At 65.2% G+C, this 19,989-nt stretch carries 19 protein-coding genes; 8 read left to right on the top strand and 11 right to left on the bottom strand.

What is annotated here, in order from left to right; translation table 11 throughout:
• The first annotated feature begins 3 nt into the window (after nucleotides 1–3).
• Entirely contained in the window at nucleotides 4–738 is a 735-nt protein-coding gene (trmD, locus tag GBJ34_RS05100; RefSeq protein ID WP_226341062.1) for a tRNA (guanosine(37)-N1)-methyltransferase TrmD, read from the top strand.
• On the opposite strand, the gene GBJ34_RS05095 is transcribed toward trmD, so the two are convergent.
• The 9 genes from GBJ34_RS05095 to GBJ34_RS05055 all read right to left on the bottom strand — a co-directional run bounded on the left by GBJ34_RS05095 (nucleotide 717) and on the right by GBJ34_RS05055 (nucleotide 10,845).
• Nucleotides 717–1,610 carry an NAD-dependent epimerase/dehydratase family protein gene (locus GBJ34_RS05095; RefSeq protein ID WP_151718191.1) on the bottom strand — a complete coding sequence of 298 codons (894 nt, stop codon included), beginning with the start codon at nucleotides 1,608–1,610 and terminating at the stop codon, nucleotides 717–719. The two genes, trmD and GBJ34_RS05095, sit on opposite strands and share 22 nt — an antisense overlap.
• A complete protein-coding gene (locus tag GBJ34_RS05090; protein ID WP_151718190.1) occupies nucleotides 1,603–2,148 on the bottom strand; it encodes a dTDP-4-dehydrorhamnose 3,5-epimerase family protein in 546 nt (181 codons plus the stop codon). The genes GBJ34_RS05095 and GBJ34_RS05090 overlap by 8 nt, the downstream gene beginning before the upstream one ends.
• Nucleotides 2,148–3,380 carry a class I SAM-dependent methyltransferase gene (locus GBJ34_RS05085; protein ID WP_151718189.1) on the bottom strand — a complete coding sequence of 411 codons (1,233 nt, stop codon included), beginning with the start codon at nucleotides 3,378–3,380 and terminating at the stop codon, nucleotides 2,148–2,150. The genes GBJ34_RS05090 and GBJ34_RS05085 overlap by 1 nt, the downstream gene beginning before the upstream one ends.
• Nucleotides 3,377–4,456, bottom strand: a complete 1,080-nt coding sequence (rfbG, locus tag GBJ34_RS05080; RefSeq protein WP_226341061.1) for a CDP-glucose 4,6-dehydratase — start codon at nucleotides 4,454–4,456, stop codon at nucleotides 3,377–3,379. The genes GBJ34_RS05085 and rfbG overlap by 4 nt, the downstream gene beginning before the upstream one ends.
• Nucleotides 4,450–5,220 carry a glucose-1-phosphate cytidylyltransferase gene (gene rfbF / locus GBJ34_RS05075; RefSeq protein WP_151718188.1) on the bottom strand — a complete coding sequence of 257 codons (771 nt, stop codon included), beginning with the start codon at nucleotides 5,218–5,220 and terminating at the stop codon, nucleotides 4,450–4,452. Before rfbF ends, rfbG begins: the two co-directional genes overlap by 7 nt.
• Nucleotides 5,217–7,511, bottom strand: a complete 2,295-nt coding sequence (locus tag GBJ34_RS05070; protein WP_151718187.1) for an O-linked N-acetylglucosamine transferase family protein — start codon at nucleotides 7,509–7,511, stop codon at nucleotides 5,217–5,219. Before GBJ34_RS05070 ends, rfbF begins: the two co-directional genes overlap by 4 nt.
• Before the next feature lie 303 nt (nucleotides 7,512–7,814).
• Entirely contained in the window at nucleotides 7,815–8,168 is a 354-nt protein-coding gene (locus GBJ34_RS05065; protein WP_151718186.1) for a hypothetical protein, read from the bottom strand.
• Nucleotides 8,165–9,421 carry a glycosyltransferase family 39 protein gene (locus tag GBJ34_RS05060; protein WP_151718185.1) on the bottom strand — a complete coding sequence of 419 codons (1,257 nt, stop codon included), beginning with the start codon at nucleotides 9,419–9,421 and terminating at the stop codon, nucleotides 8,165–8,167. The genes GBJ34_RS05065 and GBJ34_RS05060 overlap by 4 nt, the downstream gene beginning before the upstream one ends.
• On the bottom strand, nucleotides 9,418–10,845 hold the full coding sequence (locus GBJ34_RS05055) for a UbiA family prenyltransferase (RefSeq protein ID WP_151718184.1): 1,428 nt from the start codon (nucleotides 10,843–10,845) through the stop codon (nucleotides 9,418–9,420). Before GBJ34_RS05055 ends, GBJ34_RS05060 begins: the two co-directional genes overlap by 4 nt.
• Before the next feature lie 293 nt (nucleotides 10,846–11,138).
• Here GBJ34_RS05055 and GBJ34_RS05050 point away from each other — a divergent pair, with 293 nt between their 5' ends.
• From GBJ34_RS05050 to dxs, 5 genes are all read left to right on the top strand, one after another.
• Nucleotides 11,139–11,606, top strand: a complete 468-nt coding sequence (locus GBJ34_RS05050) for an RrF2 family transcriptional regulator (RefSeq protein ID WP_151718183.1) — start codon at nucleotides 11,139–11,141, stop codon at nucleotides 11,604–11,606.
• 150 nt (nucleotides 11,607–11,756) lie between these two features.
• Complete coding sequence (locus tag GBJ34_RS05045; protein WP_151718182.1) at nucleotides 11,757–12,854, top strand: CobW family GTP-binding protein; 1,098 nt, start codon at nucleotides 11,757–11,759, stop codon at nucleotides 12,852–12,854.
• Nucleotides 12,855–12,939: 85 nt separating this feature from the next.
• Nucleotides 12,940–13,179 carry an exodeoxyribonuclease VII small subunit gene (locus GBJ34_RS05040; protein WP_151718181.1) on the top strand — a complete coding sequence of 80 codons (240 nt, stop codon included), beginning with the start codon at nucleotides 12,940–12,942 and terminating at the stop codon, nucleotides 13,177–13,179.
• Nucleotides 13,176–14,045 (top strand): polyprenyl synthetase family protein, encoded by an 870-nt coding sequence (locus GBJ34_RS05035; protein WP_151718180.1) that lies wholly within the window; start codon nucleotides 13,176–13,178, stop codon nucleotides 14,043–14,045. Before GBJ34_RS05040 ends, GBJ34_RS05035 begins: the two co-directional genes overlap by 4 nt.
• Before the next feature lie 20 nt (nucleotides 14,046–14,065).
• Nucleotides 14,066–15,994: a 1-deoxy-D-xylulose-5-phosphate synthase gene (dxs, locus tag GBJ34_RS05030; protein WP_151718179.1), complete on the top strand. Its 1,929-nt coding sequence runs from the start codon at nucleotides 14,066–14,068 to the stop codon at nucleotides 15,992–15,994.
• Nucleotides 15,995–16,127: 133 nt separating this feature from the next.
• Here dxs and GBJ34_RS05025 read toward each other — a convergent pair whose 3' ends face one another.
• Both GBJ34_RS05025 and GBJ34_RS05020 read right to left on the bottom strand, forming a co-directional pair.
• Nucleotides 16,128–16,787, bottom strand: coding sequence for an exopolysaccharide biosynthesis protein (locus GBJ34_RS05025; RefSeq protein WP_151718178.1), 660 nt, complete (start codon nucleotides 16,785–16,787; stop codon nucleotides 16,128–16,130).
• Nucleotides 16,788–16,985: 198 nt separating this feature from the next.
• On the bottom strand, nucleotides 16,986–17,834 hold the full coding sequence (locus GBJ34_RS05020; protein ID WP_151718177.1) for an SDR family oxidoreductase: 849 nt from the start codon (nucleotides 17,832–17,834) through the stop codon (nucleotides 16,986–16,988).
• A 176-nt stretch (nucleotides 17,835–18,010) separates the two neighbouring features.
• Here GBJ34_RS05020 and GBJ34_RS05015 point away from each other — a divergent pair, with 176 nt between their 5' ends.
• Both GBJ34_RS05015 and GBJ34_RS05010 read left to right on the top strand, forming a co-directional pair.
• The gene (locus tag GBJ34_RS05015; protein ID WP_151718176.1) at nucleotides 18,011–19,489 is read left to right on the top strand and encodes an AMP nucleosidase; all 1,479 of its coding nucleotides are present in this window, start codon (nucleotides 18,011–18,013) and stop codon (nucleotides 19,487–19,489) included.
• 158 nt (nucleotides 19,490–19,647) lie between these two features.
• Nucleotides 19,648–19,935 (top strand): HU family DNA-binding protein, encoded by a 288-nt coding sequence (locus GBJ34_RS05010; RefSeq protein WP_151718175.1) that lies wholly within the window; start codon nucleotides 19,648–19,650, stop codon nucleotides 19,933–19,935.
• Nucleotides 19,936–19,989 lie beyond the last annotated feature (54 nt).

Genomic DNA, 19,989 nt, shown 5'->3' with positions numbered 1-19,989 from the left:
CTGATGGCGCCGCAGCGGGTGAAGGGCGCGTGGTGCGCCAAGATCATCACGCTCTTTCCCGAGGCGTTTCCCGGCACCTTGGGCCTGTCGCTGACCGGCAAGGCCTTGGCGCAAGGCTTGTGGTCGCTGGAAACCATCGATCTGCGTCCCTTTGGCGAGGGCAAGCACCGCAATGTCGATGACACGCCCGCAGGCGGCGGCGCGGGCATGGTGCTGCGCGCCGATGTCGTGGCGCGCGCCTTGGCACAGGCGGGCGAGGGCGCGCCCAAGGATCGCGCGCGCTGGCCCATCGTGTTTCTGTCGCCGCGTGGCAAGCCCTTCACCCAGGAACGGGCACAGGCCTGGGCGGGTGCCGAGGGCATGACGCTGCTGTGTGGCCGGTTCGAGGGCGTGGATCAGCGCGTGATCGATGCCCATGAGATCGAAGAGGTCAGCCTTGGCGATTTCGTCATGACCGGCGGCGAGATCGCAGCGCAGGCGATGATCGACGCGACCGTGCGCCTGATCCCCGGCGTCCTTGGCAACCATGCCTCGACCGAGGAGGAAAGTTTTGCCGATGGCCTGTTGGAGCATCCGCAATATACCCGTCCGCAGGTCTGGGAGGGACGCGAGATCCCGGCGGTTTTGAACTCCGGTCATCATGGCGAGATCGCGCGCTGGCGCCGGGCCGAGGCCGAGAAACTGACCGAGGCGCGCCGCCCAGACCTTTGGGCGGTCTATCGCGCCCGCAAAGGCTGATCCAGCAGCAGCCGCGCCAGCGCCTGTTCCGGCTGTTCGGTGACCGGGCCGATAGCGGCATGGAGCTTGGTCAGCCGTGGGGTCATCGCGGGCGGATCGGCGGGGCCGGGATTGTGCGACAGGCGGACCAGCTCTGGTCGTCCCAGCAGATCGCCCAGGGTCTGGGCCAATTGGCCAAGGCTGCGGGGCTGCCCCGCCCCGAGATCGACAGGGCCAGAGGCAGGGCTGTCCAGCAAGGCCACAAGGCTGCGCGCAATATGGTGGGTCGAGGCATAATCGCGCAGCAGGCCCGCTGCCCGCACCTCGGCCACACGGCCTTCGCGCAGATCGGCGATCAGGCCGGGGATCAGGCGGCGCGGGTCCTCGCCCGGTCCGAACAGATGAAACAGCCGCGCCCAGACCAGATCCTGCCCACAGATTGCCGACAGATCGTCATACAATGCGGCCTTGGCCTGCCCATAGGGCGTGGCCGGGGCAAGGGGGCGGCTTTCATCCCACGGCACCTCCGACAGCGCGTCATATTCGGCGCAGGTGCCAAGTCCGATCACCCTGCCGCCGCCACGGGCGCGAAACAGCCGCACCAGATCGACCGATGCCAGATGCCAGTCGCGATTTTCCGGCGCGGTCCAGAAGCGGCCATGCTCCACATACCATGCGCAATGGATCAGCCGGGGGGCAGGGGCGGCCCGGATCAGCGCCGCGCGGTCATCGGCCTGCAACAGATCTGCCTGATGCCAGGTCACGCCGGGCAGGGCCGGGCCGTGCCCCTGGCGTGAGACAGCATGAACCGGCAGTCCTTGCGCGACCAGTTCCGCCAGCACAGCCCGCCCGACAAAGCCGCGTGCGCCGGTCAGCAGCACCGCCTCAGCCATGGACGGGCACTTGCGCGAAATCGGGCCAGTCGCGATCCCTGTCCGACAGCATCTTGGGCATGGCGGGCCAGTCGATGCCGAAGGCCGGATCGTTCCAGCGTGCGCCGCGTGCGGCTTCGGGGTGATGCGGCGCATCGATCAGATATTCCACCACTGCGCCCGGCGTCAGGGTCAGGAAGCCATGCGCCACGCCTTTAGGCAGAAACAGCGCCCGGTCATTTTCGGCTGAAAGTTTCGCCGCGTGCCAGCTCAGATAGGATGGGCTGTCTGGCCGCAGGTCCAGCGCCACGTCCCAGATCGCGCCTGCGATGCAGCGCACCAGCTTTTGTTCGCCATGGGGGTCGGCCTGCCAATGCAGGCCCCGCAGCGTATGCGCCCGGATATTGCTGGAGGTGCTGGCCTGAACCGGCGCGAAATCGATCCGCGCCCGGGCAAAGCTCTCAGCGCACCAGACACGGCGAAAGCCACCGCGCGCATCTTCATGCGGATGGGTTTCCACTTCGAAAACCATGGGCAGTCGGGTCAGGTGCAGCCGCATCACAGCCTCCGCATTTCGGGGATGGCGGTCCAGATGCCGCCGGCAAAGCCTGCCTTGCGCAGTTGCGCCGTCACCTCGGGCGCGATGTTCCAGGGCAGGATCAGGATCTCGTCCGGGTTCAACGCCAGCATCGCATCGGGCGACAGCACCGGGATATGGCTGCCAGGCAAGCGTGTTCCCTGCTTGGCCTGCGCCAGATCGGCGACCGCCAGAAAGTCGCCCACCCGCATCTTCGCGGCATTGAGGAAAGTATTGCCCTTGGCCGCCGCGCCATAGCCTGCGATCCGGCGCCCCTGATCTTGCTGCGCGCAATGCCAGGCGCGGAAATCGGTCAGCACCTTGCCGACGCGCGCGTTGAAACCCTGATAGAAGGCATCGGTATCCAGCCCGCGCGCGGCCTCATTCTGCCGCAGCGCGATCACGGCGGCCGAAGGCGCCCGCGGATCACGCGCGGCCAGAATGCGCAGGCTGCCGCCATGGGTGGGCAGATGTTCGACATCGAAGACATGCAGCCCGTGGCGGGCAAACAGCCGCTCCACCGCCAGCAGCGACCAATAGGCGTAATGTTCGTGATAGATCGTGTCGAACTGCACGCCATCGACCTGCGCCAGCAGATGCGGTGCCTCGACCGACAGCACGCCTTGCGGGGCAAGCAGATGCGCAAGACCTGCGGTAAAGCCGTTGATATCGGGCACATGGGCCAGCACGTTATTGGCCACCACCAGATCGGCGGGGCCTTGGCGGGCGACGATGTCCTCCGCCGTCTCCGGTGTCAGGAATGCCACCTCGGTCGGCACACCCACGGCGATGGCATGTGCCGCGACATTGGCCGCCGGTTCGATGCCAAGGCAGGGAATGCCCGCCTCCACAAAATTGCGCAGCAGGTAGCCATCATTTGAGGCCACCTCGATCACCCTTGATGTCGGGCCAAGCGTCAGCCGCGCCGTCATCGCGGTGCAGAAGGCGCGCGCGTGATCGAGCCATGAGGACGAGGTTGACGAAAAATAGGCGTAGTCGCGAAAGATCCCTTCGGCATCGACGACATGATCCAGTTGCACCATGCGACAGTCGGAACAAACCACCGCACGCAGCGGATAGCGGGGTTCCGCCTCAAGATTGGCACCGGGCGGCAGGTAGGAATTGGCAACCGCCATCTCGCCCAGATCGCAAAAGACCGGGCCGAATGCCGCATCACAGGCGCGGCAGCGGTGAAGGGGGCGGCTGGCGCTCATGCTATTGGTCCTGCGAGATAATCGTGAAGGGAGGCGTCACTGGCGTCGCGCATGTCATGGCCCTTGGCCCATGCGGCATACCAGCTGGCGGTCTGTTGGATGGCCTGGCCTGCATCAAGCCGCGCCCGCCAGCCAAGCTGCGTTTCGGCAAGCTGGCTGTTCAACGCAAGACGTGGCTTTTCCGGCATCGGTGGTTGGTCGGAAAGCTGGCGCTTCGGCATGTCGGGGCTGGCCTCTTGCCATAGATCCAGCAGGGCGCTGACGGAAAGCTCTGCCCCGGCAGGGCCGAAATTCACCGCAGGCGGTGCGGTGCCTGCCGCCAGGTCTTCCGCAAGGATCAGATAGGCCGCGACCACATCCAGCACATGCTGGAAGGGCCGGGTGGCGGCCGGGTTGCGCAACATCAGCGGCTGGCCTGCCTGCATCGCCCGCACCAAATCAGGGATCAGGCGGTCGCGCCCGAAATCTCCGCCGCCGATCACATTGCCCGCCCGCGCGGTGGCCAGGGGCGGCAGATCGGCAAAACTAGCACGGTGACTTGCCACGGCAATCTCGCATCCGGCCTTGGAGGCCGAATAGGGATCATCACCGCCCAATGGATCGCCCTCGACAAAGGGCCGCACCGCGCCATTGGCTGGATTGGCATAGACCTTGTCGGACGTCACGATGACCGCAGCCTGAACAGGCGTGCCGCGCAGGGCTTGCAGCAGGTTCAGCGTGCCCGTCAGGTTGCTGGCCCATGTGCCCGCCGGATCGCGCAGACCTTCGCTGACAATGGCCTGTGCGGCCAGATGCAGGACGATATCCTGCCCCTGCACCACGTCGCGCAGCGATGCCGTGTCACATAGGTCCCCCGTCATTTCGCGCGATAACCCGTCGCTCACCCGCAAGGACGCCCAGGCCGAGGGGCCGGGCTGCACCGCGCGGGCAAAGCCCGTCACCCGTGCCCCAAGGGTGGCCAGCATCCGTGCGGCCCAGGCCCCCTTGAAGCCGGTCTGCCCGGTCAGAAGCACGCGCTTGCCCGCCCAGAAGCCGGGATCGGGGTGCCGCACTGGGCTTGCCACCCGCGTCACCACTGCTTCCAAGGTGCCCTCCCGCTGTCCCACAGGGCCTGCAATTCGTTCCGGTCGCGCAGCGTATCCATCGGCTGCCAGAAGCCGTGATGGTTGAAGGCCATCAGTTCACCATCGCGGGCCAGACCGCGCAGCGGCTCTTGCTCCCACAGGGTCGTGTCGCCCTCGATCCGGTCCAGCACGGCGGGCGACAGCACGAAGAATCCGCCATTGATCATGCTGCCATCGCCTGCGGGTTTCTCGGTAAAGGCCGCGACCTGATCGCCCTCGCGCTGCAAGGCGCCAAAGCGCCCCGGCGGCACCACGGCGGTGACGGTGGCCTGCCGCCCATGCGCGCGGTGAAATGCGATGGATCCCGCGATATCGACATCCCCAACCCCGTCGCCATAGGTCAGGCAGAACGCCTCATCGCCGCGCAGCAAATGCGCGACGCGCGCCAGTCGCCCGCCGGTCTGGGTATCTTCGCCGGTATCGATCAGCGTCACCCGCCATGGCTCTGGCGCGGGGCGCAGCACCTCGACCTGGCCCGAAGCCAGATCAACCGTCAGATCTGAGGAAAGCTGGCCATAGTTCAGGAAATATTCCTTGATCTGCCAGCCGCGATAGCCAAGGCAGATGACAAAATCCCGGATTCCATGGGCATGATACAACTTCATGATATGCCACAGGATCGGCCGCCCGCCGATCTCGACCATGGGTTTGGGGCGCAGCCCGGTTTCCTCGGACAGCCTCGTGCCGCGTCCGCCCGCCAGAATGACCGCCTTCATTGTGCCGCCACCTTTGCTGCAAGATCATAGAAATCCGCAGTGAACCGTTCCGGCTGGCCCAGCGGATGCGCGGCGATCTGCGCGCGCAGGCCGTGGCGCAGCGCCAGACGGCGGGCCGGATCGGCTGCAAGCTCGGCGGCCTTGGCCACATAATCCGCAACCGTGAACACCGCGAGATCGCCCAGGCCCGCATTGGACAGGTTGGAATAGCTGAGACGTTCGGGAAAGCCCGGGCCGACAAGGCTGATCGTGGGCACCCCCATCCACAGCGCCTCGCAGGTTGTGGTGCCACCGACATGGGGCAGGCTGTCCAGGGCGATGTCGATCTCGTTGTAATGGCGCATGTGATCGCCGCGCACCCCGATGAAATCGAGGCGGTCTGGATCGACATCGCGGCGCGCAAAAGCCGCGCGGCTGTTGGTCACGAAACTGTCTACGGATCCTTCAGGCCGCAGGAACACAAAGCGCGATCCCGGCACCGCGCGCAGCACAGCGGCCCAGGCATCCAGACAGGCGGCGGTGTATTTATAGGGATTGTTCGCGGTGCCGAAGGTCAGATGGCCCTTGCGCGCCTGCGGTGTGCCCTCCGCGATCTGATGGCCCGCAAACATCCGCGACAGCGCGACCCATGTCTGCGGCATCTCGAACGGGCGTTCGATCAGCAAGCGCGGGTCCTCGGGGCGGATATAGGGATCGGTCAGGATCAGGTCGATCTGTTCCAGCCCGGCTGAATGCGGATAGCCCAGCCAGCTTGCGCCCAGCCGGGCCGGGCGATGCGCCATCACCTCCAGCCGGTTCATCGCGGTCGATCCACCCAGCTCGAACAGGATATCAAGATTGTCCGCCGCGATTCCTTCGGCGATCTGCGCATCGGGCCGGTGCAGCCAGTGGCGGAAGCCTGTGACCTTTTCGGTCAGCATCTGCTGCACCTGATCCGCCGGGCGTTCACAGAAGGAATAACAAAACACCTCTACCCGGTCGCGATCATAGCCTTCCAGCAGCGGCAGGGTGAAATAGGTGATCGGGTGATGGCGCAGATCGGAGGACATGAAGCCGATGCGCAGCTTGCGCGCCAGATGCTGCGCAGGCGCGGCGGGCAGGGCCACGGGCGTTATGTTGCGGCTGGCGCGCCGCCCCCAGTCGCGATGCCAGTCCACAAGACGCAGCCGGTCTTCCAGCGTTTCGGCCTGTCCCAATTCGTAATGCATCGCCGAATGCGGCGCATCGCTGCGCCAAAGCTGCAACAGATCCTGCAAGCTGCCGGTCTTGGCCATGCGGTCCTCGTCCAGCACCCGCATCAGGATGGTGCGCAGGCTGCGCGCGGCCTCGGGAACGAAGGACGGAAAGCGATCCATCAACCGCTTGGCGAGGGTGTAGGAGGTTTCGATATGCGCGGCCTCGCTGTCATAGCGGCTGCGCGACAGGCTTTCCATCAACCGCTCCAGCACCACGGCATTGTCGGGATGGGCGGCGACGGCGGCGCTGAGCACGGCGTTCACCCGGCGCCGGTCACCATCCCCCAGAACGGTCGCCATTTGCAGGCTCGCATTCAGATGGGCGGGGTGATCCGCCAGCACCTGTTCCAGCAGCGTCTCGGCCCGTGCGGCATCGCCGCTGCGGTAGGCAAGCCGCGCCTCGATCACGGCAAATTCCACATTGTCGGGCATGGTCTGGCGCAGCCGGGTGACCAGATCCTGCGCCTCGTTGATGCGGCCCGCGCGTTGCAGGCTTTGCACTAGAAGCGCCGCGATCATGACATTTCCGGGGGCCAGCGTCAGGGCGCGGCGCAGCGCGTCAATCGCGGCATCGGGATTGCCGAGCGACAGGTGCTGACGCGCCAGCAGGCGCCAGAGTTCTGCCGATTTCGGGTCGATTTTCAGCGCACCTTGGAAGGATGCAGCTGCCTTCGCATGATCGCCCAGCATCTCATGGACATTGCCAAGGTTCTGCCAAGGGGACAGATCCTGTGGGCGCAGCTTGCGTGCCAGTTCCAGCACCTCGCGCGCCTTGGTCAACCGGCCCGCGCGTTTCAGCAGAACGCCCATCAGATTGACGGTCGCCGGATCCTTGCGGTTTTTTTCAAACCAGGGGCGCAGGGCCTCGATGGCCTCGGCGTGGCGGTCAAGATCTGACAGGCAGAGCGCATAGGGCCTTGCCAGCAGCTTCAGCGGTGCGCCAAGGCGGCGGGCCTCGGCGAAGGTCGTGGCGGCGCGCGCTTTGTCGCCTGCGACAAGGGCGTATTGCGCGGCGGCCAATGCCTCTTCGGCCGGGGTGAGACGGACGGATGCCATGGGGTCCTATGCGTGTAGATCATCAAAATGGCGGGGGCAGGGCAGGTTGATGCAGCCACGCCAAAACGGCGTGCCGATGCGGCTTTCGCCCGCATCAGGATGCATCAGGGGAGCGGAACGCCTCTTGCCCATACCGCGTATACGGCAAGGCGGGCGGGATCATCCCGCGCAGGGTAGGAAAAATTTAACAATTTTACGGAGGCTTTGGGCCGCACCGGCGAATTTGCCCCGGCCAGCTGACCCTGATTGGCCTGCCCCGCCTGAAAAGCCGCGTCTCAAATGGCCGGTCTCAACTGGCCCGTGTCAGCCCGCCAGCGTAAGGCCCAGCCCGACCACGATCAGACCCAGCCCGGCGATGCGCCACAGGCCTGGCACATCCCCATGCAGCACCGCCGCAGCGATGGTCAGCAGCACCATCGCCATGGCAGTCACCCCGATATAGGTGACAGCCACCGATCCTTGCCGGATCGCCGCCATGAAAAGCCCGATCAGCAGCACCCCGCTGATCCCCGCCGCCCAGAACCAGGGTGACAGCAGCGTGGTCGCGGCAAGGCGCGCGACCGATCCGGTCTCCAGCCCCCGGCTCAGTTCCTTGAGGCTGAGATTCAGCGCCACATTGGAGATCGCGGCCAGCCCGATCAGCACATATTGCATCATGGCATATCCGCCCCATTGCGGCGATCCTCCGGGATCGCCCGTGTCAGCGGTGCCCTTCGGAACAGCGCCTCGAAAAAGCAGGCGGCCAGCAGCGCGAAAAACACGCCACCTGGCAGGTGATAGCGATCCTCGACCACTACCACCGCGTGCAGCAACGAGAAATAGCCCCAACAGGCCAGCGACGGATGCCAGAGCGCGCGCCATGGTCCGTCGCGGAAGCACAGCATGACAAAGCCCGCCAGCGCGCCCCCCATCAGCAGAAACCAATAGCCAGTCGCCAGCAGCTTCAGCGGCGTTATCGCCGCCGCGCCAAAGGTGCTGCGGATGCTGTTCTCGTTCCAGGCGATGCCGATGGTCTCGCGCTCATGCAGTTGCAGGAACTTCGCGGCGGTGCGTTTTGCGGTGACCAGCGGGTCGCTGCGCATATAGGCATAGGCGCGATCCTTCAGCGTGCGATCCCGCTCGGCCTCGGTCATGTCATGGACATCGGCGGGCAGTTCCATATAGCCGCCGGTGCTGTCGGGATTGTTGCCCATCCACAGGTTGGGCCCGAAATTGGTGGAGATCCGGGCGTCGGATCCCATCACAACCTCATTGCGGTTGGCCCATGGCTCGGTCACCGCCAGCATCAGGAACATAAGGACCAGCGTCTGTGGCACGCCGGGCCAGCCGCGCAGGCCCTGCCGCATCACGCGTGCGAAGGCCAGCCCGATCGGCAGCAGCAGGATCACCGGCCGCACCATGAGGGCAGCCCCCCAGATCAGCCCGGTCAGCGGCCAGGCCATGCGGTGGCGCGCCTGCCCGTCCCACAGGCACAGGCCCGCAAAGCACAATGCGATGAAGGGCAGTTCGCTGTTGATGGTGGTGGTAAAGAAGATCAGCGTCGGCCACAGCGCCAGCAGCAATGCCGCCGTCAATCCGGCCCGCGCGCCGAACCAGTTGGCGGCCAGCCGAAACCCGGCCGGGATGATGATTGCGGTCAGCACCAGATTGGTGGCCAACACTGCCGTGCCGCCCGCACCGAAGATCCAGTAGGCCCCGGCGTAAAGGAACGCCGTGCCCGCCGCCCAATAGGCGCTGGGCTCGGACGCGCTCCAGCCATGGACGCCAGCGGTCAACAGCGTGCGTGCGAAAGTGTCATAGGCCCCCTGATCGGAGACCGGATCCACCGCCACCAGAAGCCCCCAGATCAGCCGCAGCGCAAGGGCAAGGGCAAGGATCAGCAAGAGGCTGGTCTTGGTGGACAGGGTCATGTCACGCTCCCGGACAGGATGAAGACCAGCACCATCACCACTGCGGCCAGCACGCTGACCCGATCCCGCACCGCAAAGACGATGGGATCATCGGTCATGAAGCCGCGCCGCGTGAGGATCTGCAAGCGGCCCAGCCAGAACAGCAGCACCGGGCAGTTCAGCAGCAGGATTTCGGGATGGATATGCTGGATGCGGATATCGGGATCCATCGCGTAAAGCGCAAAGACCAGCACCGCGGCCTGCCCCCCGGCGATGGACATGCCCTGGATGGCGGGCAGGTCCACGACCTTGAGGTTGCGGCCCGAAGCGGCCAGACGGCCTTGCTGCGCCAGATCTTCCAGTTCGGCCTGACGTTTCATGGCAGCGAGGGCGAAGAACAGGAACATGCTGAAGATCAGCAGCCAGGGCGACAGGGCGATGCCGGTGGCCATGGCCCCGGCCCAGACCCGAAGGGTGTAAAGGGCGGCAAGCCCCACCACATCGGCCATGATCTTGCGCTTGATCCAGAAGGAATACAGGAAGGTCGCGACGACATAGACCAGCAATGTCAGTGTAAAGGCAGGCGGCAGCGTCAGCAGCGCGATCAGCAATGCCAGCGGGAACAGCAACCCGGCCAGCGCGACGCCCGGCAGCAGCGGGGCCGCGCCACTGGCAAAGGGGCGGCGGCTTTTGCGCGGGTGATGGCGGTCGGCATCCAGATCAGCCAGATCGTTGATCAGATAGACCCCCGAGGCCGCAAGGCAGAAGCAGACCATCCCCAGAAGGGCGGCAGGCAGGGCAGCAAGATCGAGGGCGGCCAGAACCGGCATCAGCACCAGCAGGTTCTTCAGCCATTGATGCGGGCGCATGGCGCGCAGCAGGGCGCGGGCCGGGCTTTGCCGTGGTTCCAGCACGGTCAGGCCGGTGGTGGGCACGCCCGCCGCCGGCCTGACCGCCAGCCCGGTCCGCGCGGCCGCCCAGACCGGCAGATCGGCCCGGCTGTCACCGATATAGTCAAAGCCCTTTGCGCCGAATTTTGCGACCAGCCAGTCGGCCTTGGCGGCACCTTTCAGGTTCGGCCCGCCAACCTCTGTGCCTTGCCAGCCGTCGAAAAGGCCCAGATGCCGCGCCACGGCCTCGACCTGCCGCGCATCGGCAGCGGAAACCAGCCAGACCGGGCGACCCTCGGCGCGGGCGGTGGCGATGGTGGCCAGCACCGTCTCATCATAGGGCAGGGTGTCGGCAGGCGCGATGCCCTGCGCGGCCACCGCCTGTTTGAAGGCGGCGCGCCCTTGCGCCAGCACGGGCACAAGTCGGAGAAAACGCATCGGCTTATGCAGCGCCAGCCGCACCAGTGCCTCATGCAGCGAATCGCTGCGGCACAGCGTGCCGTCGAGGTCGACGACCAGCGGAAGCGAGGCTGGTGGTTGCGAAGCTGCCGTCATAATTGTCCGAAAATTGCAAATTCCCATCGGTCATAGCCCGTTTCGGACCATTTCCAAAGCACTAGGGCGGAAACGATCCGATCACCAAATGGGAACACCGGATCGATGGCCGGGGCTTATGGCCAGACCTGCGGGGCGCGTCCTACCCCTTGGGTTGCTGGCCGCAGTCTTTTGTCGCCGCCCATTGCCGCCCATTTCCGGGGGCGTGGACTGCGGGGCACGGATGAAGGGAAAACGCCGTCCCCGCCCTGCATCCGATTGATTCCCCCCCGCTTTCCGCATACGGAATTTCTATGATCACGCAGAAGATGAAATATGCGCTGAAAGCCCTGCTGGCATTGGCCGATGAGGCCGCAAAGCCGGTGCCGCAGGCCCTGACGATCGAGGAGATCGCGCGCCGTTCGGGAACACCGAAACGGTTTCTGGAACATATTCTGCTGGAGGTGCGCAATGCGGGCACCATCGCCTCCACCCGGGGGCGGTCGGGCGGCTACAGCCTGATCAAGGCACCGCGCGACATTTCCATCTCGGAACTGCTGCGCCTGATTGACGGGCCGATTGCGCCCTTGCCCTGTCTGTCGCGCCGGTCCTACCAACGCTGCGAGGATTGCACCGATGAGGCCAGCTGCCGCATCCGCAAGATCTTTGCCGAGGTGTTCTGGTCCTATCTGCTGATCATCGAGTCGCTGACGCTGGAAGACATGCTGAAATCGGCCGAGGTCACATCGGCGGTGCTGCGCGAGACAGAGCCCGGCGAATAGGCCGAAATGCAACGCAAAGGGCAGGCCCGGCGCACCAGCATTTCGGGCAGCATCTTTGCGGATGCGCTGAACCCGTCGCAGGGCTGTGACCCCATGGTCATTCCCGGTCGCGCCGTCTAGGTTCCTTGCGCGAACCGAGGAGCCCGTCTGATGCCACCCAAATCCGCCAAGACCATCCAGCGTCTGCCTGTCACCCTGATCACCGGCTATCTTGGCGCGGGCAAGACCACGCTGCTGAATGCGCTTCTGACCGATCCGGCCATGGGCAAGGCTGCGGTGCTGATCAACGAATTTGGCGATGTCGGGCTGGATCACGACATGATCGTCGAGACCACCGAGGAAATGGTGCTGCTGGAATCGGGCTGCATGTGCTGTGCGGTGCGGGGCGATCTGACCCGGGCGCTGAACGATCTGCTGGCCAAACGGGCCGAGGGCAAGTCCGCCTTTGACCGCATCGTGATCGAGACCTCGGGCCTCGCCGATCCCGGCCCGATCCTGCACACGCTGCTGGTGGAACATGTCCTGTCGCAATATTTGCGGATGGATGGCGTGGTGACGCTGGCCGATGCGGCGCATGGGCCCGGCACGCTGGACAAGGGGTTCGAGGCGGTGGCGCAGGTCGCCATGGCCGATCTGATCGTGGTCACCAAATCCGATTTGGTGACGCCAGCGGCCCTTGCCGATTTCCAGAAGCGGCTGCGCACCATCTCGCCCACCGCGCGGCAGATCGTGGCAGATCACGGCAAGGTGCCGCCCGGCGCGCTGTTCGGCCTTGGCGTGCCCAAGGAGCTGGCGCAGCCTGAACAGGCCGAGGCCTGGGTGAATGCCGCTGCCACGCCGAAGGCCCTGCCGCCGCTGACGCAGTTTGGCTCGCAGCACGGGCTATTCGGGCCGTCTTTCACGGCAGCACCGCCGGTGGCGGCCAGGCATGATGACCGCATCCGCTCGGTCTCGGCCACGCTCGACAATCCGATCCATCCGGGCCTGTTCAACATCTGGATCGACACGCTGATCCAGCTACGCGGCCCCGATATCCTGCGTTTCAAGGCGCTGATCTGGCTGGAGGGCGAGAATGAGCCCTATGCCATCCATGGCGTGCAGCATGTCTTCGATCCGCCGGTGAAGCTGGCCCGCGCGCCCAAGGGGGATCGCAAATCGCGCATCGTCATCATTGGGCGTGACATTGCCGAGGGCGTGTTGGAGGAATCGCTGGCCTTCCTGAACAGCCCGGCGGACACGCTGCGCTGAATGCGCGGCATTGTGGCGGGTGGTATCCGTCTTGCGGCGGCGCTATGATCGCGGTGCCAGACCATGGGATGTTGCGGAGGGGTCGATGACCGAGAAACCGATTGCCGAAATGAGCTTTGAAGAGGCCATGGCGGAGCTTGAGGCCGTGGTCGGCAAGCTGGAACGCGGCGATGTCGCGCTGGAACAATCCATCGCCTTTTACGAGCGTGGCGAGGCGCTGAAGCGCCATTGCGCCGCCAAGCTGAAAGCGGCCGAGGAAAAGGTCGAACTGATCCGCGCGCAAGAAGGCCGCGCCGTCGGCACCACCCCGGTGGAGGGGCTGTGACATTCCCCGCCCGTCTGCAGGCCGATGCCGCGCTGGTGCAGGCGCGGCTTGATGCCGCCCTGGCCCGTCAGGGCGATCTGCCGGTGGTGCAGGCCATGCGCTATGCCGTGCAGGGCGGCAAGCGGTTGCGCGCTTTTCTGGTGCTGGAATCCGCGCGTCTGCATGGCATTGCGGCGGATGCTGCGGTTTCTGCCGCGGCGGCGGTCGAGGCGCTCCATGCCTATAGCCTTGTGCATGACGATCTGCCCTGCATGGATGATGATGACCTGCGCCGGGGTCTGCCCACCATCCATGTGAAATGGGATGAGGCGACCGCCGTGCTGGCCGGCGACGCGCTGCAAACCCTGGCGTTCGAACTGCTCTGTGATCCGGCGCTTGGCGCGGCGGACCGGCGGCTGGCGCTGGTGGCGGGGTTGGCCCGTGCCTCGGGCGCTGAAGGCATGGTGCTGGGGCAGGCGCTGGATATCGCGGCCGAGACCGCGCCCGCACCGCTGACACTCGATCAGATCACGGCCCTTCAGGCGGGCAAGACCGGCGCGCTGATCGCCTTTTCGGCCGAGGCGGGCGCGATCCTTGCGGGCGCGGACACCACCCCCCTGCGCGCTTATGCCCATGCGCTTGGCCTTGCTTTCCAGATTGCCGATGACATTCTGGATGTCGAGGGCGACGAGGCCGCGATCGGCAAGCGTGTCGGCAAGGATGCCGAAGCGGGCAAGGCCACTTTCGTTTCGCTTCTGGGGCTGGAAGGCGCGAAGATCCGCGCAAGATCCCTGATTTCCGAGGCCGAGGCCGCGCTTTCACCCTATGGTGAGCGGGCCTCCGGCTTGATCGCGGCTGCGCGCTTCGTTATCTCGCGGCAAAGCTGACACCCCGAGGAGGGGGAGCCATGACCGAAGACCTGAAACCCGCGCACCCGAAAACCCCGATGCTGGACCGCGTGACGCTGCCTTCAGACATGAAGGCGTTGTCGGACCGCGAGTTGCGGCAACTGGCGGATGAGTTGCGCGCCGAGACGATCAGTGCGGTCTCGGTGACCGGCGGGCATCTGGGCGCGGGTCTGGGCGTGGTGGAGCTGACGGTCGCAATCCATGCGGTGTTCGACACGCCGCGCGACAAGCTGATCTGGGATGTCGGTCACCAGTGCTATCCCCACAAGATCCTGACCGGGCGGCGCGACCGCATCCGCACCCTGCGCACCGAAGGCGGCCTTTCGGGGTTCACCAAACGGTCGGAAAGCCCCTATGATCCTTTCGGGGCGGCGCATAGCTCCACCTCCATCTCCGCCGCGCTTGGTTTCAAGGCGGCGGCAGATCTGGGCGGCGATCCGGGCGATGCCATTGCGGTGATCGGTGACGGATCGATGAGCGCGGGCATGGCGTTCGAGGCGATGAACAATGCGGGCCATCTGGGCAAGCGGCTGTTCGTCATCCTCAATGACAATGAAATGTCCATCGCGCCGCCGGTCGGTGCGCTGTCAAGCTATCTGTCCCGCCTTTATGCCGAGGCACCGCTTCAGGATCTGAAACAGGCCGCCAAGGGCATGGTCAGCCTGCTGCCGGGGCCGTTCCAGGAGGGCGCGCGCCGGGCCAAGGAAATGCTGAAAGGCATGACCGTCGGCGGCACGCTGTTCGAGGAACTGGGCTTTTCCTATGTCGGCCCGGTCGACGGCCATGATCTGGACCAGTTGCTGCCCGTGCTGCGCACCGCCCATGCGCGTGCCACCGGGCCGACCCTGATTCATGTGATCACCAAGAAAGGCAAGGGCTATGCCCCGGCCGAAGCCGCGATGGACAAGGGCCATGCGACGGCCAAGTTCGATGTGCTGACCGGAGTGCAGCAAAAGGCCAAGTCCAACGCGCCCAGCTATACCAAGGTCTTCGCGCAAAGCCTGATCGATGAGGCCAGCCGCGATGACAAGATTGTGGCGGTAACGGCAGCGATGCCGGATGGCACCGGGCTGAACCTGTTTGCCGAACGCTTTCCGCGCCGTTGCTTCGATGTGGGCATTGCAGAACAACACGCGGTGACCTTCAGTGCCGGGCTGGCGGCGGGCGGGTTGAAGCCGTTCTGTGCGATCTATTCGACCTTCTTGCAGCGCGGTTATGATCAGGTCGTGCATGACGTGGCGATCCAGCGCCTGCCGGTGCGGTTCGCCATTGATCGCGCGGGGCTGGTGGGGGCTGATGGCGCGACCCATGCCGGATCGTTTGACGTGGCCTTCATGGCCAATCTGCCGGGCATGGTGGTGATGGCCGCCGCCGATGAGGCGGAGCTGGTCCATATGGTGGCCACCGCCGCCGCCTATGATGAGGGCCCAAGCGCCTTCCGCTATCCGCGCGGCGATGGCATCGGCGTTGAGATGCCCGAACGCGGATGCGTGCTGGAGATCGGCAAGGGCCGTCTGATGCGTGAGGGCGGGCGCGTGGCGATCCTGTCCTTTGGCACCCGTCTGGGCGAGGTGCTGGTGGCCTCCGAGGCCTTGGCCGCGCGTGGCGTGAAATGCACGGTGGCCGATGCCCGCTTTGCCAAGCCGCTGGACCGCGACCTGATCCTGCAACTGGCGCGCCATCACGAGGCACTGATTACGGTGGAAGAGGGTGCCGTGGGTGGCTTCGGCAGCCATGTCGCGCAGCTTCTGGCCGATGAGGGCGTGTTCGACCACGGCCTGAAATACCGTTCCATGGTGCTGCCCGATACCTTCATCGATCAGGCCAGCCCCGAGGCGATGTATGCGGTCGCCGGCATGAACGCCCCGCAGATCGAGGCCAAGGTTCTGGAAACGCTGGGCATCGCTGTGGTCGGCCTGCGGGCCTGAGGCCTGCTATACCTTGGCGGCCGGACCACTGGCCGGCTTTCATCACGGGGGAACGGGCCTCAGGCCCGTGTCGTCGCTGCCAGAAATGGCCTGCGGTCTGCAAACGAAAAACGGGCCGCTGGCCCGCTTTTCCTTACGCCCCAAATGCGTTGACCACCACGAAGATCGCGGATTTCACCAGCGCATAGCCCATGCCACCGACCCAGGCGAAGGCGGCGATGGTGGCGAGAAGCCCGACGATCACCCATAGCCCGTCGCGTTCCAGCAGCGCGAGCGCGATCACGCAGATCGCGGCGGCGGGCAGAAGGTTGCCCAAGGGGATCGGCAGCGACAGCAGCACCGCCAGTGCAAGGCAGACGAAGCCAAGCACCCGTTCTGCCCCCGGGCTGACCAGCGGCCACCAGCGTTGCCGCAGCATCTTTTCCGCCCGGTTCAGCACCGGCGCGGCCTTCGCCACGATATTGCGGAAGGTGTCGCGCGTCATCGAGCGATGCGCGATGAAGCCCGGCAGCCAGGGCTGGCGCCCCAGCATCAGCTGCGAGGACAGATAGATCAGCGGCAGGCCCAGCACCGCGGCAAGGCCGGGGGGCGTGGGCAGGATATTGGGGAAGGCGAACAGAAACAGAAGGGCGGCAATCGCGCGGCCCTTCATCGCCTGCAACAGATCCGCGATGGAGATCCGGTCTTCGCTATGGGTTTCGGCAACCTGTTGCAGCAGTTCGGAAAACCGTTGCCGCATGGCCGGACGCGTGGCGGCGGTGCCAAGCTCGGGATCGGGGTCGTAGGGGCTCATTTTCAGGCGTCTCGGGCTATGGCTTCGGGGCTTGCGGGCCTTGCGGCGCGTCGGGGGCGTGGCGGTCGGGGGGCAGCCATCAGGCCGGGGGCAACTTGCAAGGGCTGCGTTCCTCTTGGCAGGTAGGCGGGGCTAGTGGCCTGCACAAGATCATCTGGCGGCTTTGTTATCGTGGCGGTGCCGGTCCTGCGCGCGGGCTCAGCCCTGCTCGGCGTCCAGCAGGGCAGCGAGGCCCTCACGATAGCTCGGATAGCGCAGCTTCACGCCCAGCCGATCCTTCATCCGTCCGTTCCGCACCCGCTTGTTCTCGGCATAGAAACTGCGGGCAAGCGGCGTCATGTCGGCCGTGCGGTAATCCTCGGCCGGGGGTTGTGGCAGACCAAGCAGGCGGGCGGCATGGGCGATCACAGCCTCGGGCGGGGCGGGATCATCGTCGCAAAGATTACAGATCAGCCCCGGATCGGGGCGGCGGATCGAGGCCTCCAGCGCCTGGGCGATATCCTCGACATGGATGCGCGAGAAAACCTGATCGGGCTTGATGATCCGCCGGGCGCTGCCTGCGCGCACCTTGGCAAAGGGGCCGCGCCCGGGGCCATAGATCCCGGCCAGCCGGAAGATATGCAGCGGCAGGTCAAGCGCCTGCCAATCTGCTTCGGCCTGCACGCGCTGGTGCCCGCGTTGGGTGCCGGGGGTCAGGGCGGTATCCTCATCGACCCATGCCCCGTTATGATCGCCATAGACGGCGGTGGTCGAAAGATAGCCTGCCCATTGCAGGGGGGCAGCACGGAGGGCCTCGGCCTCGGCGGCAATCACCGGATCTTGCCCCGCACCGGGCGCGATGGAGCTGAGCAGGTGGGTGGCCTGCGCCAACAGCGGGGCCAGGGGCGTGCCGGGCCAGACCACGGCCTCCACCCCGGTATGGCGCAACAATTCCGCGTTTTCCGCGCTGCGTGTTGTGCCGATGATGCGCCAGCCCTGCGGCAAAAGCCGCGCCGCGAGGGCCTGTGCCGAATAACCGTGGCCGAGGGAGAGAAGCGTGCCTGTCATGGCGGCCATCCTGCGCCGGGCGCGGCGCGGCTGCAAGCCGATGCGGCGCGGGAAATGCCGCTAGATCGGGGCCACGTCATCGCGACGTGACGCATTGTCGGCATTGCTGCAGGCAATGCTTGATTTCCTCCCTTTGCAGGGTGCAGAAAGAACGATCAAAAAATGGACAATGAGACGTGACCCAGATTTCACAGACCTATATCGCGCCGTCCGATGCGGTGCATGAAAGTTTCGAGGATCCGGCCAAGGCGGTGGCCCGGCTGGAGGAGCTTTACATCCAGGCGGTGGATTTCCTGACCGCGCAGTTCAATGCGGTGATCGCGGGTGAGCGCCCTGCGGCGCGGGTGCGGGCCTGGTATCCCGAGATCCGCTTTACCACCACCAGCTTTGCCAAGACCGATTCCCGGCTGTCCTTTGGCCATGTCGCACAGCCCGGCACCTATGTGACCACGGTGACCCGGCCCGACCTGTTCCGCAACTACCTGATCCAGCAGATCGAGTTGCTGATCCAGAACCACGGGGTTCCGGTGCAGATCGGCCCGTCCGAGACGCCGATCCCGGTGCATTTCGCGGTGGCCAATCACCCCGGCGTGGTGATCCCGCAGGAAGGGGCGCTGGATTTCCCGCTGCGCGATGTGTTCGATGTGCCGGATCTTGCGACCACCAATGACGATATCGTCAATGGTGTGCTGATCGAATATGCCGATGGGGCCCGGCCGCTGGCACCCTTTACCGCGCAGCGCGTGGATTACAGTCTGGCCCGGCTTTCGCATTATACCGCGACCGACCCGGTGCATTTCCAGAACCATGTTCTGTTCACCAACTATCAGTTCTATGTCGATGAGTTCGAGGCCTATGCCCGCAAGGTGCTTGGCGATCCGGCCTCGGGCTATGTGGCATTTGTGGCGACGGGCAACCAGATCATCACCACGCCGGACGGGGTGCTGAACCTGCCCACCAAGATGCCACAAATGCCGACCTATCACCTGAAACGCGCCGATGGTCAGGGCATCACGCTGGTGAATATCGGGGTGGGGCCATCAAATGCGAAGACCGCGACTGACCATATCGCCGTCCTGCGCCCGCATGCCTGGCTGATGGTTGGCCATTGCGCGGGCCTGCGCAATTCGCAATCGCTGGGGGACTTCTGTCTGGCCCATGCTTACTTGCGCGAAGATCACGTTCTGGACGATGATCTGCCGATCTGGGTGCCGATCCCGGCCTTGGCCGAGATACAGATCGCGTTGGAAGACGCGGTCGAGGCGGTGACCCAGTTGGAGGGCTATGAGCTGAAACGCATCATGCGCACCGGCACTGTGGCCACCATCGACAACCGCAATTGGGAACTGCGGGATCAGTCCGGCCCGGTGAAGCGCCTGTCGCAATCGCGCGCCATCGCGCTGGATATGGAAAGCGCCACCATCGCCGCCAACGGCTTCCGCTTCCGGGTGCCGTATGGCACGTTGCTTTGCGTGTCGGACAAGCCGCTGCATGGCGAGTTGAAGCTGCCGGGCATGGCGTCGGATTTCTATCGCACGCAGGTCTCGCGCCATCTTCTGATCGGTATTCACGCGATGGAACTGATCCGAGAAATGCCGGTGGAGCGGATCCATAGTCGCAAACTGCGCAGTTTCGAAGAAACCGCCTTCCTCTGACACTTAGGTAACTGGCGAAACCAAGCCTATATTGGGTCTTTTCGGCAATCTTCGCTTGCACTTCATGCTGAAAACCTGTGTAGGAACACATCCATTCGGGCTTGCCCGGCAGACAAGACATCGCCCCGTTGGGCGTAAGAAACGACAAGGATGACAAGATGTCCAAACCGATGACCAAGACGCAGCTGGTTGCCGCGCTGGCCGACGCCATGGGTGCCGACAAGAAAGTTGCCGGTACTGCGCTTGACGCCATCGCGGCGGTTATCGCGCGCGAGGTTGCCGCTGGCGGTGCCGTGACCCTGCCGGGCCTCGGCAAAGTGGTCTGCAAAGAGCGTCCCGAGCGTCAGGTCCGCAACCCCGCCACTGGCGAAACCGTGACCAAGCCGGCTGACAAGCAGGTGAAATTCACCATCGCCAAGGCGCTGAAGGACAGCGTGAACGCCTGATCCGTCCGGGTCTTGTGACCTTGATGCGAAGATTGTGGCCGCCCTTTCGGGGCG

Origin of the sequence: Gemmobacter serpentinus (assembly GCF_008973825.1) — a bacterium.
Lineage (GTDB): Bacteria > Pseudomonadota > Alphaproteobacteria > Rhodobacterales > Rhodobacteraceae > Gemmobacter > Gemmobacter serpentinus.
This window is presented reverse-complemented; position numbering and strand designations above follow the sequence as displayed.

Bases quoted from the DNA above. Each gene is read 5' to 3' on its own strand.
- GBJ34_RS05060 (WP_151718185.1), bottom strand. From the start codon at position 9,421: ATGACCCTGTCCACCAAGACCAGCCTCTTGCTGATCCTTGCCCTTGCC.
- dxs (WP_151718179.1), top strand. From the start codon at position 14,066: ATGACCGAAGACCTGAAACCCGCGCACCCGAAAACCCCGATGCTGGAC.
- GBJ34_RS05065 (WP_151718186.1), bottom strand. From the start codon at position 8,168: ATGATGCAATATGTGCTGATCGGGCTGGCCGCGATCTCCAATGTGGCG.
- GBJ34_RS05010 (WP_151718175.1), top strand. From the start codon at position 19,648: ATGTCCAAACCGATGACCAAGACGCAGCTGGTTGCCGCGCTGGCCGAC.
- GBJ34_RS05055 (WP_151718184.1), bottom strand. From the start codon at position 10,845: ATGACGGCAGCTTCGCAACCACCAGCCTCGCTTCCGCTGGTCGTCGAC.
- GBJ34_RS05050 (WP_151718183.1), top strand. From the start codon at position 11,139: ATGATCACGCAGAAGATGAAATATGCGCTGAAAGCCCTGCTGGCATTG.
- GBJ34_RS05070 (WP_151718187.1), bottom strand. From the start codon at position 7,511: ATGGCATCCGTCCGTCTCACCCCGGCCGAAGAGGCATTGGCCGCCGCG.
- GBJ34_RS05025 (WP_151718178.1), bottom strand. From the start codon at position 16,787: ATGAGCCCCTACGACCCCGATCCCGAGCTTGGCACCGCCGCCACGCGT.
- GBJ34_RS05045 (WP_151718182.1), top strand. From the start codon at position 11,757: ATGCCACCCAAATCCGCCAAGACCATCCAGCGTCTGCCTGTCACCCTG.
- GBJ34_RS05090 (WP_151718190.1), bottom strand. From the start codon at position 2,148: ATGCGGCTGCACCTGACCCGACTGCCCATGGTTTTCGAAGTGGAAACC.
- GBJ34_RS05085 (WP_151718189.1), bottom strand. From the start codon at position 3,380: ATGAGCGCCAGCCGCCCCCTTCACCGCTGCCGCGCCTGTGATGCGGCA.
- GBJ34_RS05095 (WP_151718191.1), bottom strand. From the start codon at position 1,610: ATGGCTGAGGCGGTGCTGCTGACCGGCGCACGCGGCTTTGTCGGGCGG.
- GBJ34_RS05040 (WP_151718181.1), top strand. From the start codon at position 12,940: ATGACCGAGAAACCGATTGCCGAAATGAGCTTTGAAGAGGCCATGGCG.
- GBJ34_RS05020 (WP_151718177.1), bottom strand. From the start codon at position 17,834: ATGACAGGCACGCTTCTCTCCCTCGGCCACGGTTATTCGGCACAGGCC.
- rfbF (WP_151718188.1), bottom strand. From the start codon at position 5,220: ATGAAGGCGGTCATTCTGGCGGGCGGACGCGGCACGAGGCTGTCCGAG.
- trmD (WP_226341062.1), top strand. From the start codon at position 4: ATGGCGCCGCAGCGGGTGAAGGGCGCGTGGTGCGCCAAGATCATCACG.